General features: G+C 63.0%; 12 protein-coding genes and 1 tRNA gene. 9 read left to right on the top strand and 4 right to left on the bottom strand.

The features are described from left to right. Window positions 1-11: 11 nt before the first annotated feature. On the top strand, window positions 12-2,306 hold the full coding sequence (locus ACGHN1_RS06840) for an ATP-dependent helicase (RefSeq protein ID WP_390549571.1): 2,295 nt from the start codon (window positions 12-14) through the stop codon (window positions 2,304-2,306). Here ACGHN1_RS06840 and ACGHN1_RS06835 read toward each other — a convergent pair. From ACGHN1_RS06835 to ACGHN1_RS06825, 3 genes are all read right to left on the bottom strand, one after another. Then, on the bottom strand, window positions 2,303-3,124 hold the full coding sequence (locus ACGHN1_RS06835) for a sterol desaturase family protein (protein WP_390549569.1): 822 nt from the start codon (window positions 3,122-3,124) through the stop codon (window positions 2,303-2,305). The two genes, ACGHN1_RS06840 and ACGHN1_RS06835, sit on opposite strands and share 4 nt — an antisense overlap. 44 nt (window positions 3,125-3,168) lie before the next feature. Beyond that, on the bottom strand, window positions 3,169-4,548 hold the full coding sequence (locus tag ACGHN1_RS06830; RefSeq protein ID WP_390549567.1) for a DEAD/DEAH box helicase: 1,380 nt from the start codon (window positions 4,546-4,548) through the stop codon (window positions 3,169-3,171). A 115-nt stretch (window positions 4,549-4,663) separates the two neighbouring features. Then, entirely contained in the window at window positions 4,664-5,221 is a 558-nt protein-coding gene (locus ACGHN1_RS06825; protein WP_390549565.1) for a hypothetical protein, read from the bottom strand. A gap of 155 nt (window positions 5,222-5,376) precedes the next feature. On the opposite strand from ACGHN1_RS06825, the gene ACGHN1_RS06820 reads away from it, so the two are divergent. Continuing rightward, window positions 5,377-6,813, top strand: coding sequence for an FAD-binding oxidoreductase (locus tag ACGHN1_RS06820; RefSeq protein ID WP_390549563.1), 1,437 nt, complete (start codon window positions 5,377-5,379; stop codon window positions 6,811-6,813). Window positions 6,814-6,893: 80 nt separating this feature from the next. Beyond that, window positions 6,894-7,682: a SapC family protein gene (locus ACGHN1_RS06815; RefSeq protein ID WP_390549561.1), complete on the top strand. Its 789-nt coding sequence runs from the start codon at window positions 6,894-6,896 to the stop codon at window positions 7,680-7,682. A gap of 201 nt (window positions 7,683-7,883) precedes the next feature. On the opposite strand, the gene ACGHN1_RS06810 is transcribed toward ACGHN1_RS06815, so the two are convergent. Beyond that, window positions 7,884-8,822, bottom strand: a complete 939-nt coding sequence (locus ACGHN1_RS06810; RefSeq protein WP_390549559.1) for an N-formylglutamate amidohydrolase — start codon at window positions 8,820-8,822, stop codon at window positions 7,884-7,886. 77 nt (window positions 8,823-8,899) lie between these two features. Between ACGHN1_RS06810 and cpdR the strand changes: the two genes are divergently transcribed. The 6 genes from cpdR (at window position 8,900) to ACGHN1_RS06780 (ending at window position 14,537) form a co-directional block, all read left to right on the top strand. Further along, on the top strand, window positions 8,900-9,289 hold the full coding sequence (cpdR, locus tag ACGHN1_RS06805) for a cell cycle two-component system response regulator CpdR (RefSeq protein WP_390549557.1): 390 nt from the start codon (window positions 8,900-8,902) through the stop codon (window positions 9,287-9,289). Between the two features lie 110 nt (window positions 9,290-9,399). Then, window positions 9,400-9,474 (top strand) — tRNA-Val (locus ACGHN1_RS06800). 135 nt (window positions 9,475-9,609) lie between these two features. Beyond that, entirely contained in the window at window positions 9,610-10,830 is a 1,221-nt protein-coding gene (locus tag ACGHN1_RS06795) for an NADP-dependent isocitrate dehydrogenase (RefSeq protein WP_390549555.1), read from the top strand. Window positions 10,831-10,861: 31 nt separating this feature from the next. Beyond that, on the top strand, window positions 10,862-12,502 hold the full coding sequence (locus ACGHN1_RS06790) for a GNAT family N-acetyltransferase (protein WP_390549553.1): 1,641 nt from the start codon (window positions 10,862-10,864) through the stop codon (window positions 12,500-12,502). A 47-nt stretch (window positions 12,503-12,549) separates the two neighbouring features. Then, window positions 12,550-14,310 carry a cation:proton antiporter gene (locus ACGHN1_RS06785; RefSeq protein WP_390549551.1) on the top strand — a complete coding sequence of 587 codons (1,761 nt, stop codon included), beginning with the start codon at window positions 12,550-12,552 and terminating at the stop codon, window positions 14,308-14,310. Window positions 14,311-14,363: 53 nt separating this feature from the next. Continuing rightward, on the top strand, window positions 14,364-14,537 hold the full coding sequence (locus tag ACGHN1_RS06780; RefSeq protein WP_390549549.1) for a hypothetical protein: 174 nt from the start codon (window positions 14,364-14,366) through the stop codon (window positions 14,535-14,537). The last annotated feature ends 21 nt before the right edge of the window (window positions 14,538-14,558 follow it).

The raw sequence follows: 14,558 nt of genomic DNA, 5'->3' as shown, positions 1-14,558 counted from the left end.
TCGCCCAAACGATGTCAGACCTCCCCACCACCACTTCCGAATTGCCGCCCTACGCCGCACGCTTGAACCCACCGCAGCGCGACGCGGTTGCGACCACCGAGGGGCCCGTGCTGATGCTCGCGGGCGCAGGGACCGGAAAAACGGCGGCGCTGACGGCCCGCCTCGCGCATCTCATCGCCATGCGACTGGCGTGGCCGAGCGAAATCCTCTGCGTCACTTTTACCAACAAGGCCGCCCGCGAAATGCGCGAACGTGTCGGTGGGCACATTGGTCAGGCGGTTGAGGGCATGCCCTGGCTCGGCACCTTCCATTCGATCGGTGCCAAGATGCTGCGCCGACATGCCGAACTGGTCGGGTTGCAATCGAATTACACCATCCTCGACACCGACGATCAGCTGCGTCTTCTGAAGCGGCTAATTCAGGAAAACGATCTCGACGAGAAGCGCTGGCCCGCCCGCCAGCTTGCCGGGCTGATCGACCGGTGGAAGAACCGCGGGCTCAATCCGGGTGATCTCGATGCGGCCGAAAACGAGAGCTACGCCAACGGGCGCGGGCAGGAATTCTACCGACTTTATCAGGAGCGGCTGAAGAGCCTCAACGCCTGCGATTTCGGCGACCTCCTGCTGCATGTGCTGAACATCTTCCGCCAGCATCATGATGTCCTCGAGCAGTATCAGCAGCGGTTCAAATACATCCTCGTCGACGAATATCAGGACACCAACCAAGTCCAGTACCTATGGCTCCGATTGCTGGCCCAGGCCCGCAAGAACATCTGTGTGGTGGGCGACGACGACCAGTCGATCTATTCCTGGCGCGGCGCGGAAGTCGCCAACATCCTGCGGTTCGAGAAGGATTTTCCGGGCGCGAAGGTGGTCAAGCTCGAACAGAATTACCGCTCGACCCCGCAGATCCTCGCCGCAGCATCCGGGCTGATCGACGCCAACAGCCAGCGGCTCGGCAAGACGCTATGGACCGAACTTCCCGCCGGCGACAAGGTGCGCGTGATCGGCGTCTGGGACGGGCCGGAAGAAGCCCGCCGCGTGGGCGAGGAGATCGAACGGCTCGAACGCGAGGGCTGTCCCCTCGACCAGATCGCCATTCTCGTGCGCGCCCAATACCAGACCCGCGAGTTCGAGGACCGGTTCATCCAAATCGGCCTCAACTATCGGATCGTCGGCGGTTTCCGCTTCTACGAACGCGCCGAAATCCGCGACGCCCTCGCTTATTTGCGGGTGATCGAACAGCCGGCCGACGATCTCGCTTTCGAGCGTATCTACAACCAGCCCAAGCGCGGGCTCGGTGCCAAGACGCTGGAAGCGATGGCCCGGCATGCGCGGCGCACGGGCGCGCCCCTCGCTGCGGCCAGCCTCGACCTCGCAGACAGCGACGAATTGCCGCCCCGCGCTCGCAACACACTGACCGGTCTGCTTCGTCAGTTCGTCGTCTGGCGCGAGGCGGCGGAGAAGGAGACCCCCGCCAACTTGCTGCGGCAGGTGCTGGTGGAGAGCGGCTACGAGGAAATGCTGCAGAAGGACCGCAGTGCGGAGAGCGCGGGGCGGTTGGAGAACCTGTCCGAACTCGCCCGAGCGATGGAGGAATACGACACGCTCGGCGATTTCCTCGAGCACGTCGGACTGGTGATGGACAACGACGCGCGCGACGATGGCGAGAAGGTCACGATCATGACCATGCACGCCGCCAAGGGGCTCGAATTCAACCACGTTTTCCTGCCCGGTTGGGAGGAAGGCGTGTTCCCGAGCCAGCGCGCGCTAGACGAAGGCGGGCTCGCCAGTCTCGAGGAAGAGCGACGTCTTGCCTACGTCGCGATCACCCGGGCGCGGCGTCGCTGCACCATCCTCCATGCCGCGAACCGCCGCATCTTCGGGCAATGGACCAGCTCAATTCCCAGCCGCTTCGTCGAGGAACTTCCCGCCGAACAGGTCGAGAGCGAGACGACAATGACCGGGGGAGCGTCCCTTTGGCGGGCGAACTGGAGCGAGAGCGAAGATCCCTTCGCGCACGTCTCGCAAAACCGCCCTGACAAGAGCAGCGCGCGCGGACCGGGCTGGCAGCGTGCACTCGCCACCGGTTACGATACCAAGCAGGCGCATGTGCGGGAGAACAGCCGCAGCGCCGCCAGCTTCGCGGCCCGGCCGCGCAGTGATATCGCGGCCGGTGCGCGGGTGTTCCACGACAAGTTCGGCTACGGCACCGTCACCGGGCAGGAAGGCAACAAGCTGGAAATCGATTTCGAGAAAGCCGGGACCAAGCGGGTGATCGACAGCTTCGTTACGGTGGCAAGCTAGGAGGCGAGTTCGCCGCTCGGCGCGCTCCGTGCCTGTCGGCGGTACCGGGCTTCCCACGGACGCATCAGTTCGCCCCATACGCTTCGCGTGCCTTCCGCGATGCCGGTTTCGCAATTGAGATAGGGTTTCGCATCGACATAGGTGCCGAAGACCCGATCCCACAGCGTGAGGGTGTTGCCGTAGTTGGCACCCATCAGCGCTTCGTCGCGGATGTGATGCAGGCGGTGGGCGGCGGGCGAGATCAGCACGGCGCCAAGGGGACCGAGGGTCCACGGCACATCCGCGTGTATGAAGAATCCCCACCAGCTGCGGATGACGTTCGCCAGCACGATCGCCTCGATCGGGAAGCCGAGCGCCAGGACGACGAGATTGTCCGCCAGCATCGACAGCAGTCGCGCGAGCGGATGCTTCCGATTGACGGAGAACCACGTCATCGCTTCGTCGGCATGATGGGTCGCGTGTATCCGCCACAAAGCCGGATCGTGTTCCAGCCGATGACGCCAATAGGCGGCGAGATCGATGAGCACGATTGCCGCGAAGATAGACAGCGGCAGCCCCACGGTCTCCCAAAATGCCGAGAAGGCTGGATGGCTCGGGATCGCCTGCTCGATCGCCGCCACGGGGATGAGGAAAAGGGGAAGGAGGATCACATAATTGACGAGGTAGAGCGCCATGTTCGTCCCGCTCTCGGCGCGCGCCCTCGCCCATGCCTCACGGATTCGCCCGCGTTTGACCGCCAGCGCCAGCAGGGTGAAGACGACCGCAACGGGCATGATTGCCAGGGTGGCAGTGCTGGCAGTTTCGACGAAGGCGTCCATGACGCGCAACTTAGCGCGATCGATACAAACAACCGGTTAAGGAATCACCCGAGCGCCGAGACATCCAGGAAGGTAGGGCAAGGACCGTTCCACTCGCCCGCGGGAACGGCATCGTCTCCGGTCTCCTGCTTCGGAGAACTCTTGGAGCGCGGACCGGCTCCTTCGGAACGGGATTTGCGGCTTCGAGAAGAGCGTTCCTCCCTCGGTTCCGGGTCGCGATCCTGGTCGGCTACCTTGCCTGCCGGCTTTGAAGTCTTTTCCCGGGCCGGCTTCTTGTCCGTGCTCGCCTCGACCAAATCGACGCGGACATCGCTCTTGCCGAAAATCGGTATCTTCGCCTTGGTCAGTTTCTCAACGTTGTCGATCGCCTCCTCGTCGCCTTCGGCCACGAAGGTGAAGGCACGGCCCTTCGCTCCGGCGCGGCCCGTCCGGCCGATCCGGTGGACGTAATCGTCGGGGTGCCAGGGCGTATCGTAATTGAAGACATGGCTGACGCCCTTGATGTCGAGACCCCGCGCGGCAACATCGCTGGCGACGAGAATATTGATTTCGCCGCTCTTGAAACGGTTGAGTTCCTTGATCCGCGTCGACTGGTCGATGTCTCCATGGATCTCGCCGCTGGCAAAGCCGCTGCGCTGCAGATGCTTGTTGAGCTCGCGCACCGTAGTCTTGCGATTGGAGAACACGATCGCGGTTTCGACATGGTCGTTGCGCAGCAGCCATTCGAGCGATTCGCGCTTCTGGCGACTCTTCACGGGCACCTTGAAGGCGGTGATGTTCTCGTTCGTCGAGGCCGCGCGGCTGACCTCTATCCGCTTGGGACTGGTCAGGAACTTGGCGGCGAGCTTCTCGATCGGCGGCGGCATCGTGGCGCTGAACAGCAGCGTCTGGCGCTGTTCGGGAAGCTTGGAGCAGATGAACTCGATATCGGGAATGAACCCCATGTCGAGCATGCGATCCGCCTCGTCGATCACCAGCAGTTCGCAGCCGTTGAGCAGGATCTTACCACGCTCGAACAGGTCCATAAGGCGGCCGGGGGTCGCGATCAGGACGTCGACACCCTCGTTCAGCGCCTTGACCTGATCGCCCATCTGCACGCCGCCGATAAGCAACGCCATCTTGAGATCGTGATTGACGCCGTATTTCTCGAAATTCTCGGCCACCTGTGCCGCCAACTCTCGGGTCGGCTCGAGTATCAGGCTGCGCGGCATCAGCGCCCGCCGACGGCCGCTGGCGAGAACGTCGATCATCGGTAGGACGAAACTTGCGGTCTTGCCGGTTCCGGTCTGGGCGATGCCGACGATGTCCTTCATCATCAGCACCGGCGGAATGGCCTGCGCCTGGATCGGCGTCGGCTCGGTGTATCCGGAGGCTTCGACCGCCTTCAGAAGGTCGGGAGAGAGGCCGAGGTCGGCAAAGGTCATGCGGGTGTTGCGTCGATCTGTGAGAGCGTGGGATTAAAACCGCCGGAAATGCTGACCCGCGGACGTCGGCCCCTAGGCGCGAAAGCGCGCGGAAGTCAAGAAATGCCGTTGGCGCTCAGTCGGCCGGGACCGCGACGATCTGCCGCAGCGAGGACACGGAACACTTCGTCCCGTTGCGCGCCTGAAGACGATCGCGATCGACGCACAGCCGCCCGTCGTCGTTGCGCTCGAGGTAGAAACCCGAGTAATAGTTCTGCGCGGAACAGGCTTTCTCGAGCTCGGCAGACAGGAGCCTGCGGTCGCGCAGGTGTAGCAGCAGGCGGTTGCCGCGCTGGACCTGCACGGCGGCAATCTGGGCGACCGGCAGACATTCTCCGAAAGATCGCTCGACCAGCCGCGAACGACCGCGCGTCGATTGCAACGCAGCGGCCATATCCTGGCGCGCGCCAGGCCGTGGCGAGATGCGCAGGATCACGCGCTGTTCGATGCGGACCTGATTGGCTCTCGGGACTTGAGACTGCACCACGGTATCGAACCACGAGATTGCATTGCGTCCCGACGGCTGCTCGATGGCCGATCTTGCTGTCAGCCGGTTTTCCGACCCGACCTCTGCGTTTCCGAACAGCGGAAACAACAACACAGCAGGTGCGAGGAGAGGTGCAAGAAATTGCATGGAGGTTCGTCGGCTCGGCTCGCATTCGCACCGCCGGGGCGGCCATCGGGTTCGACGGACCTTTGGCGCCCGCCGTTTGAACACCCGCTTAATTGGTGAACGGCCGGTGACAACCGCTCTAGCCGATAAGCGGTCAAGTGTGGCAAATCAGCCGCATGAGCGAATCATTTGTCCGGTCGATTTCCGAACGTCTCGGTCCCCGAGGCTTTACCAACGATCCCGAACTCGTCGATCCGTGGCTGACCGACTGGCGCGGACGCTATACCGGCAAGGCGATCGGCCTGGCTTCGCCCGCGAACACAAGTGAAGTCGCCGCGGTGATGAAGCTTTGCGCCGCTCACGGGGTGCCTGTCGTCCCGCAGGGCGGCAACAGCGGGATGTCCGGCGGAGCGACCCCGGACACAAGCGGAACGGCGCTCGTCCTCAGCCTGAGGCGTATGGACACCATCCGGAGCTTCGATCCCGACGGCTTCGAAATTACGTGCGACGCCGGGGTCATCCTGCAGACCTTGCACGAAACCGTCGAGGCCGCGGGGCGGCGCTTTCCGCTGACTCTGGGCGGCAAAGGGTCGGCGACGATCGGCGGCCTGATCTCGACCAACGCCGGTGGCACCCAGGTGTTGCGCCACGGAACCATGCGCGCCCAGGTCCTGGGACTGGAGGCCGTGCTTGCGGACGGGCGTATCATCGACATGCTTACGCCGCTCAAGAAGGACAATCGAGGTTTCGACCTCAAGCAGGTGCTGATCGGCTCGGAAGGAACGCTGGGGATCGTCACGGCTGCCACGCTGCGACTCCTGCCCGCGATCGGCGAACGCGCCGTCATGTGGGCCGGACTCGACAGCATCGGTGCGGCTCGTCGATTTCTGCTTCACTGCGAGAAACTTGCGGGCGACAAGTTGGAAGGGTTCGAAGTCTTGCAGAGCCATTCGCTTTCGGCCGTTCTCGACCATGTCCCTCATACAAGAAGCCCCTTGAGAGACGATCATTCGTGGCACGCGCTGGTCGAACTCGTCGCCGATCGCGAAGGTGAAACGGATCTGCAGTCCCTTGCCGAAACTCTGCTGGAGAGCGCATTCGACGACGGTCTCGTGGAAGATGCCACTATAGCCGCGAACGAGACGCAGGCGGAGGCATTCTGGCTCATCCGCGAGTCCATCGCTCCCGCGGAACGCTCTATCGGCCCGGCCATGCAGCATGACGTTTCGGTGCCGGTCGCACGAATGGCGGAATTCGTCGACCAGGCGATCTCAAGTGTCGAGACAAGATTTCCCGCACACCGTGCCATTGCCTTTGGCCATCTGGGTGACGGAAACGTCCATTTCCATGTTCTCGCTCCCCCCGACGCCGATCGCCTGGAGTGGGAACGCGACTGCAGCGATGAGATCGCCGGTTTCGTCTACGATCTCGTCGACCAATGTGAGGGTTCGATCAGCGCCGAGCACGGGATCGGGCAGGTAAAGGTCGGCGAACTGGAAAGATTGGGAGACCCGGTTGCTCTTTCGATGCAACGCGCAATAAAGTCGGCGCTCGATCCTCGCGGTATCCTCAACCCGGGCAAGCTTCTTGCACTGGAAGGGGCCGTTCCCTAAGGGGCTGCCCTTCAATCGCTCTCGCGGCAGACCCGCCGCGGCGTAGCCAAGCAGACCGTTTTGAAATCCGGAGAGACTTCATGGCCAGCGCGCCACAACAGCCTACACTTCCCCTGTTCTATCAGGACCTCATGCCCCTCAACAGCCGGGATCACGGCAACTGGCGAACGAAATCTCTCGAATCCGCCGATTTCCTGAAATCGCAGCACGCCATCCCGCTGACGGTCGATGAATTCGCGCAGGCCCAGCGCGACTTCCCGATCGTCTTTTCCTCTGGCGACAACCCGCTTCCGCTCGCGCTGATGGGCATGAACGAAGGGGTCAACACCTTCGTCGACGACGAGGGCAAGATCAATGAGCCGGTCTATATTCCAGCCTATGTCCGCCGCTATCCGTTCATGCTTGCCAAGCTTAGGTCCGATAGCGACGAACTGTCTCTTTGTTTCGACCCGACCACGGAAGTGGTTGGTGCCTTCGAGAGCGGCGAACCCCTTTTCGGAGACGACAACCAGGCCAGCGAAACCACCAAGAACATTCTCGAATTCTGCGAGCATTTCGAGCAGGCCGGACAACGCACCCGGGTGTTCATCGAAGAACTGACCAAGGCCGGTTTGTTGATGGACGGGGAGATCGCGATCACTCAGAACGACAATCCCGACAAGCCCTTTCTCTATCGCGGCTTTCAGATGGTCAATCAGGAGAAGTTGCGCGAAGTGCCGAAGGCAAAGCTCGAGGAATGGCACAAGAACGGGCTTCTTATGCTGATCCACGCCCACATCTTTTCTCTCGAACTGATGCGGGTCATCTTCTCGCGGCAGGTGCAGCAGGGCAAAATGCCCAAGCCCGACGCGGCCGTCCCCGAAACCTGAGGGTTCCGGAGCGACGAACCGTGTCGCGGCAGCGCCGGATATGATGCGGGGTGCGCAGGAGTGCTTGAACCGGCTTCCGCGCACCCCAAATACCGACAGTCGGGCGGCGCTTCCCTCATGGCTCGTCCGGCGTTGTGCACGCGAGTGCACTTCCTCCCTGAACCTCGACCACCTCGTGCTGATCCAGCGCGAGGTGGTTTTTTATTCGGCTGCGAAAGCCAGGGCATCGCCGCTACCCATGCGGGCGACGTCCTCCGCCAATGTCTGGATCATTCCCGTGAGCAGCCGCGCGATGGTCGGCAGGCGCGGTCCGGGGACATCGAGGCGAGCATCGAGATAGGTCGAGCGACAGATTTCGATCTGTAATGCGTGAATACCGCGCGACGGAGCCGCATGCGTGTCGAGAACGTACCCGCCCGAATAGGGGCGATTGTGCGCCACCTGCCGCCCCGCCTTGCCGATATGGTCGATGGCCCGCGCACTCAGCACCGCATCGCAGGATGCGCCGAACCGATCTCCGATGACGAACTCCGCCGGCTTCCCGCAACCCGCGCCGGATTTCAACGGAGGCATGGAGTGCAGATCGATGAGCAGAGCCGCCCCCCAAACGTCCCGGATGTTCTCCAACGTCCGGCCGAGCCGGCGATGGTAGGGCCTGTGAACGGATTCGATCCGCGCCGTGAGTTCTTCCCGACCGATGCGATCCTTCCAGATTTCTCCAAGACCGGGCAGTCGGCGGGGGACCAATCCGAGACCCGAGCGTGCACGCCGGTTGGCGATGGAGTCCGGTTGCCTGGCTCCGGCACCCCCGGCGATCATGCTCCAGTCCAGATCGTCGCGGGCGCGATTGAGATCGATCATCGCCCGCGGAGCGTTGGCGACGAGCAGCGCAGCACCGGTGGCGGTGGCGATCTTGCGGGCGAGCGCATCGACATACCGGTCTTCGAGCCGCAGCGACGACCAGCCCGGCTGTCGCATCCGTTCTCGCAATTGCGAGGGATAGACCCGGCCTGCGTGCGGGACCGCAATCAGGACCGGAAGGGCGGGCTCATCCAGGCGCGAGAACCGAAAAGCGGGCTCGTCCGAACCGGGGATGACCCCCTCCTGGCCATCCCAAGCCATCCCGCTCGTTTCCGACATGTCGCGTATTGGGACCCCCTGGCAAAAATTCGCTTCGACCAAAGATTTCTTAACGCGACCGGGCTACAGAGGGAAGGATGAACGAACAGCATCGTGCAAGCATACTTCTGGCGGAAGACGACGAGGCCATGCGTTCCTATCTGGAACGCGCGCTGTCCCAGGCGGGCTTTTCCGTGACCGCTGTGGATCGGGGTACCTATGCCCTGCCCCTGCTCTCGCAGGGCGCTTTCGACCTTCTGCTGTCCGATATCGTGATGCCCGAAATGGACGGGATCGAACTAGCGCAGCGCTGCAACGAGATCAGCCCCCAAACCAAAGTCATGTTCATCACCGGCTTTGCCGCCGTGACGCTGAAGGCGAGCCGCGAGCAGCCCAACGCCCGGGTACTGTCCAAGCCGTTCCACCTGAAGGACCTGGTGATCGAGGTCGAACGCGTGCTCGAGGACCGGATCGCCGCGACCCTGTGAGGTCGTGCCGGACAAGGCTCTTGCGCGGGCCGTGGTGCCTCGCTAAACGGCCCGCCTGCCCCGGACCCGATCCGCGGCAAGCCGCCGGAAACCGGCAAAGACGATGGTGCGGGCGTATAGCTCAGTGGTAGAGCACTATGTTGACATCGTAGGGGTCCCAAGTTCAATCCTTGGTACGCCCACCATCGCTTGAAGCCCGCCGCCACGGCGGGCTTTTTCGTTCCGGACCGGCAGGGTCAGGCCCGCCTTGCGCAAGGGCCGACCTCTGCTAAAGCGCGGCCACACCGCATTCTTACGAGACGCCAGCAGACAGGGCCCCCATGCAGAAAATTCAGGTCAAAAACCCGGTCGTCGAGCTCGACGGCGACGAGATGACGAAGATCATCTGGAAATGGATCCGCGAACAGCTGATCCTGCCCTATCTCGATATCGACCTGAAATATTATGATCTTTCGATCGAGGGGCGCGACGCCAGCGACGATCAGGTGACTGTCGATGCCGCCAATGCGATCAAGGAGCATGGCGTCGGCGTGAAATGCGCCACCATCACCCCGGACGAGGCTCGGGTCGAGGAATTCGGCCTCAAGAAGATGTGGGTGAGCCCCAATGGCACGATCCGCAACATTCTCGGCGGAGTGGTCTTCCGCGAGCCGATCGTCATCGACAACGTGCCGCGTCTGGTGCCGGGCTGGACCGACCCGATCGTCGTCGGCCGCCATGCCTTCGGTGACCAGTATCGCGCCAAGGACACGCTGATCCCCGGCAAGGGCAAGCTGCGCCTCGTGTTCGAGGGCGAGAACGGCGAGAACATCGACATCGACGTGTTCGAGTTCCCCTCCAGCGGCGTCGCCATGGCGATGTACAACCTCGACGATTCGATCCGCGATTTCGCCCGCGCGAGCTTCAACTACGGTCTCGATCGCGGCTGGCCGGTGTATCTCAGCACCAAGAACACGATCCTCAAGAAATACGACGGGCGCTTCAAGGACCTGTTCCAGGAGGTGTTCGATGCCGAGTTCAAGGAGCAGTTCGACAAGGCGAACATCACCTACGAACACCGCTTGATCGACGACATGGTCGCCGCCGCGCTCAAGTGGAGCGGCAAGTTCGTTTGGGCCTGCAAGAACTACGATGGCGACGTGCAGTCCGACGTGGTGGCGCAGGGCTTCGGCAGTCTCGGCCTGATGACCAGCGTGCTGCTGTCCCCCGACGGCAAGACGGTGGAGGCCGAGGCCGCGCACGGTACCGTCACCCGCCATTATCGCCAGCACCAGCAGGGCAAGGCCACCAGCACCAACCCCATCGCCAGCATCTTCGCCTGGACCCGCGGGCTTATGTACCGTGGCAAGTTCGACGGCACGCCCGAGGTCGTGAAATTCGCCGAAACGCTTGAGCGGGTCTGCATCCAGACCGTGGAGAGCGGCAAGATGACCAAGGATCTTGCCTTGCTGATCGGCCCGCAGCAGAACTGGCTGACCACCGAACAGTTCTTCGAGGCGATCGTCGAGAACCTCGAGAAGGAGATGGCGAGCTGGGCCTGACGGTCCGGTTCGCGCCTCTCGATAACTGACGATGGCGACGAACACCAAGGCACGGCTCGAAGTCCGCCAGGCGAAGGCGAGCGATGTGCGCGCCATCGCCGACCTCGTCCGCCGCGCATACGACGACCTGCCGCCCTACACCCACGGCGAGCTTCGCGGCCAGATCAACAATTACCCCGAGGGGTGCTTCGTCGCCAAGCTCGACGGCAAGCTTGTCGGCTATTGTGCTTCCATGCGCCTTTCCAAGCGCGTCGCCTTTGCCAATCATACCTGGGAAGAGGTGACCGGCAACGGGTTCGGCAGCCGGCACTATCCCAAGGGCGAATGGCTTTACGGCTACGAGATGTGCGTCGATCCCAAGGTGCGCGGCACGCGGATCGGGCGGCGGCTCTACGAGGAACGGCGGGCGCTGGCCGAACGGCTGGACCTGACCGGTATCGTTTTCGGCGGGCGGATGCCCGGACTGGCGCGGGCGATGCGCCGCAAGACCAACCGGGCCGACACCCCGGAAGACTATCTGGACCTCGTCGTCGACAACAAGATCCACGATCCGGTGTTGCGGTTCCAGCTCGCCAACGGATTCGAACCCAAGGGCATCCTCGAAGGCTATCTGCCCGAGGACAAACAGTCGAAGACCCATGCCGTGCGCATGGTCTGGCGCAATCCCTACATCGACAAGGATCAGCCGCGCACGCACCGCCTGCCCCGCGATGTCGAGAGCGTGCGCATCGCCACCTGCCAGCTTCAGGCGCGCGCCGTCTCCGGCTTCGACGAGTTCATGAAGCAGATCGAATATTTCGTCGATGTCGCAGCCGATTACGAGGCAGACTTCATCGTCTTTCCGGAGCTGTTCACGCTCATGCTCCTCTCTGCCGAGGAAGAGGAACTCACCCCGCTCGAAGCGATCGAGACCCTGAGCAACTACACGCCGCGCATCCGCAAGCGCCTCTCGGAAATGGCGCTCAACTTCAACATCAATATCATCGGCGGATCGCACCCAACCCGTATGGACGATGGCGACATCCACAACGTCGCCTATGTCTGCCTGCGCGACGGATCCATCCATGCGCAGGAGAAGATCCATCCCACGCCCAACGAGGCCTATTGGTGGAACATCAAGGGCGGCGACAGCATCGACGCCATCCCCACCGACTGCGGCCCGATCGGCGTGCTGATCTGCTACGACAGCGAATTTCCGGAACTGGCGCGGCGTCTGGTGGACGAAGGCGCGCGGATCATCTTCGTGCCTTTCTGCACCGACAGCCGGCAGGGCTATCTGCGCGTCCGCTATTGCGCGCAGGCCCGCGCTATCGAGAACCAGTGCTATACCGTCCTGTCGGGCAATGTGGGGAACCTGCCCAACGTCGCCAACATGGATATCCAGTACGCGCAGAGCTGCATCCTCACACCCTGCGACTTTCCCTTTGCACGCGACGGTATCGCTGCAGAAGCGACGGAGAACGTCGAGACGCTCACAATCAGCGATGTCAATCTGGCAGACCTCAGCTGGGCGCGTGCCGAAGGCACGGTGCAGAACCTCGCCGACCGTCGCTTCGATCTCTACCGCATCGAATGGGACAAGCGGGTCGGTAATGTACCGACGCGGGTGGGAGAAGATCACGATAGCGCCGCGAGCGCGCCGAAGGGCCCGCACACGCCCGGCGGGGGTTAATCCGCGCTTGCAGGTGACGGGCGGCCGCTGCTCGCTATAAGACGGCCATGGCCGGTGAAATCACCTTCTCGCCCATCCTCCAGGATGCGCTCGTCATTCTCGGCGCGGCGGGGATTGTCATTCCGGTCTTCACCCGCTTCCGGATCACCCCGGTCATCGGTTTCATTCTGATCGGTATCGCGGTCGGCCCCTACGGTCTGGGAAGTCTGATCTTCGAGCACCCCTGGCTCGAATACATCACTATATCGGACCCCGAATCGCTCGCGCCCTTCGCCGAATTCGGGATCATCCTGCTGCTCTTCACCATCGGGCTCGAGCTGAGCTTCAATCGATTGTGGCAGTTGCGCAAGCTGGTGTTCGGGCTCGGCGCCCTCGAGGTGCTGATCATCGGTTCCTCCCTCGCCATCTTCATGGCGATGATGGGCCAGTTCTGGACCGGCGCCGTCGGTCTAGGATTCGCGCTGGCTTTTTCCTCCACTGCGATTGTCTTGCCGATTTCGGGGACAGCCTCGCCGGTCGGACGCGCGGCGCTGTCGATGCTGCTTTTCGAAGACATCATGATCGTTCCGATCATCTTCCTGCTCGGCGCGATGGCCCCGAGCGTCGCCGGCGACAGCTGGGAGGGACTTGCCGAAACGCTCGGCATAGGAGTGGCGATCGTCGCGGCGATGATGATCGGGGGACGGTTCTTCCTTCCCCGCCTGTTTGCCCAGGCCGCACGCACCAAGAGCCCCGAACTCTTCCTCGCTGCCTCGATGCTGGTGGTAATCGGCGCCAGCCTCGCCACCGCCGCGGCCGGGCTTTCGCCGATCGTGGGTGCGCTGGTCGCGGGCCTGCTGATCGCGGAGACCGAATATCATGCCGAGGTCGAGGCGATCATCGAACCGTTCAAGGGCCTGGCACTGGGCGTCTTTCTGATCACCGTCGGCATGAGCGTCGACCTGGCGACGGTGTGGAACGGCCTCGGCATGTTCGTTGCGGCCGTGGTCGGCGTGCTGACATTCAAGGCTCTCGTGACGGGCACGCTCCTGCGCATGATGGGTGCGCGTCGAGGAACCGCGGTGGAAACCGGCATCCTCATGTCGAGCCCTTCGGAGACCACGCTGATCGTCCTCGCGGCCGCGAGCTCGGCGCTGCTCATCCAGCCCGGTACGGCGCAATTCTGGCAGGTGGTCACCGCCATCGGCCTCACCATTACCCCGCTGCTGGCCAAGTTCGGCCGCATTGTCGCCCGGCGGATCGAGCCCATCGCCGAACTCCCGCCCGAAGATACCGGAGAACGCCGCGTCATCATTATCGGCGCTGGCCGCGTCGGACGGCTCGTCGCGCAGATGCTCGAGACGCATGGCAAGCCCCATGTGGCGATCGATTCCGACGCGGATCTCGTCCAGCGGGCAAAGGCCCGGGGCATTCGTGCCGTCTTCGGCGACGCATCGCGGGGCGATGCGCTCGACCGGCTGGAGGTCGGAGACGCGCTCGCCGTGGTGCTGACGATGGACGAGCCAATTCTGGCGCAGCGTCTCGTTGCCAAGCTGCGCACCGAATACCCCGACCTGTTGATCGTCGCCCGGGCGCGCGATACGGGCCACGCCGCACAGCTCTACCGTGCCGGGGCGAGCCACGCCGTGCCAGAGACGCTGGAAAGTTCACTCCAGCTGTCGGAGGCGGTGCTGGTCGACATCGGCGTCGCCATGGGCCCGGTGATCGCCTCGATCCACGAAAAGCGCGACGAGTTTCGCTCCAAGATCGAACAGGAAGGCGCGCTCGACTACCGACCGAAATTGCGGACTTCGACCGCCGATGGCTGAGAAAATCTGAACGCTTTGGCATTCAGTGCGTTGTTCGGGAAAGGAGAAAATTGATGGCCGACCCGACCAAGCCCATTCCCAACGACGAGAAGTTCAAGCCGCAGAACGTGGCCAGCGTGCGCAAGGACAAGGCGCCGACCGACAAGCGCGGTGCACCGGGCGATACCGATGGCTACGACATCGAGCGCGGATCGAGCGGCGAGACCAAGTCGACGCCGAGCGCTTAAATCGCCTTAATCCAAAATCGC

The organism is Qipengyuania sp. MTN3-11, assembly GCF_042851825.1.
Taxonomy (GTDB): Bacteria; Pseudomonadota; Alphaproteobacteria; order Sphingomonadales; family Sphingomonadaceae; genus Qipengyuania.
The sequence above is the reverse complement of the archived record's forward strand: the minus strand, read 5'-3'. Positions and strand labels throughout refer to the sequence as shown.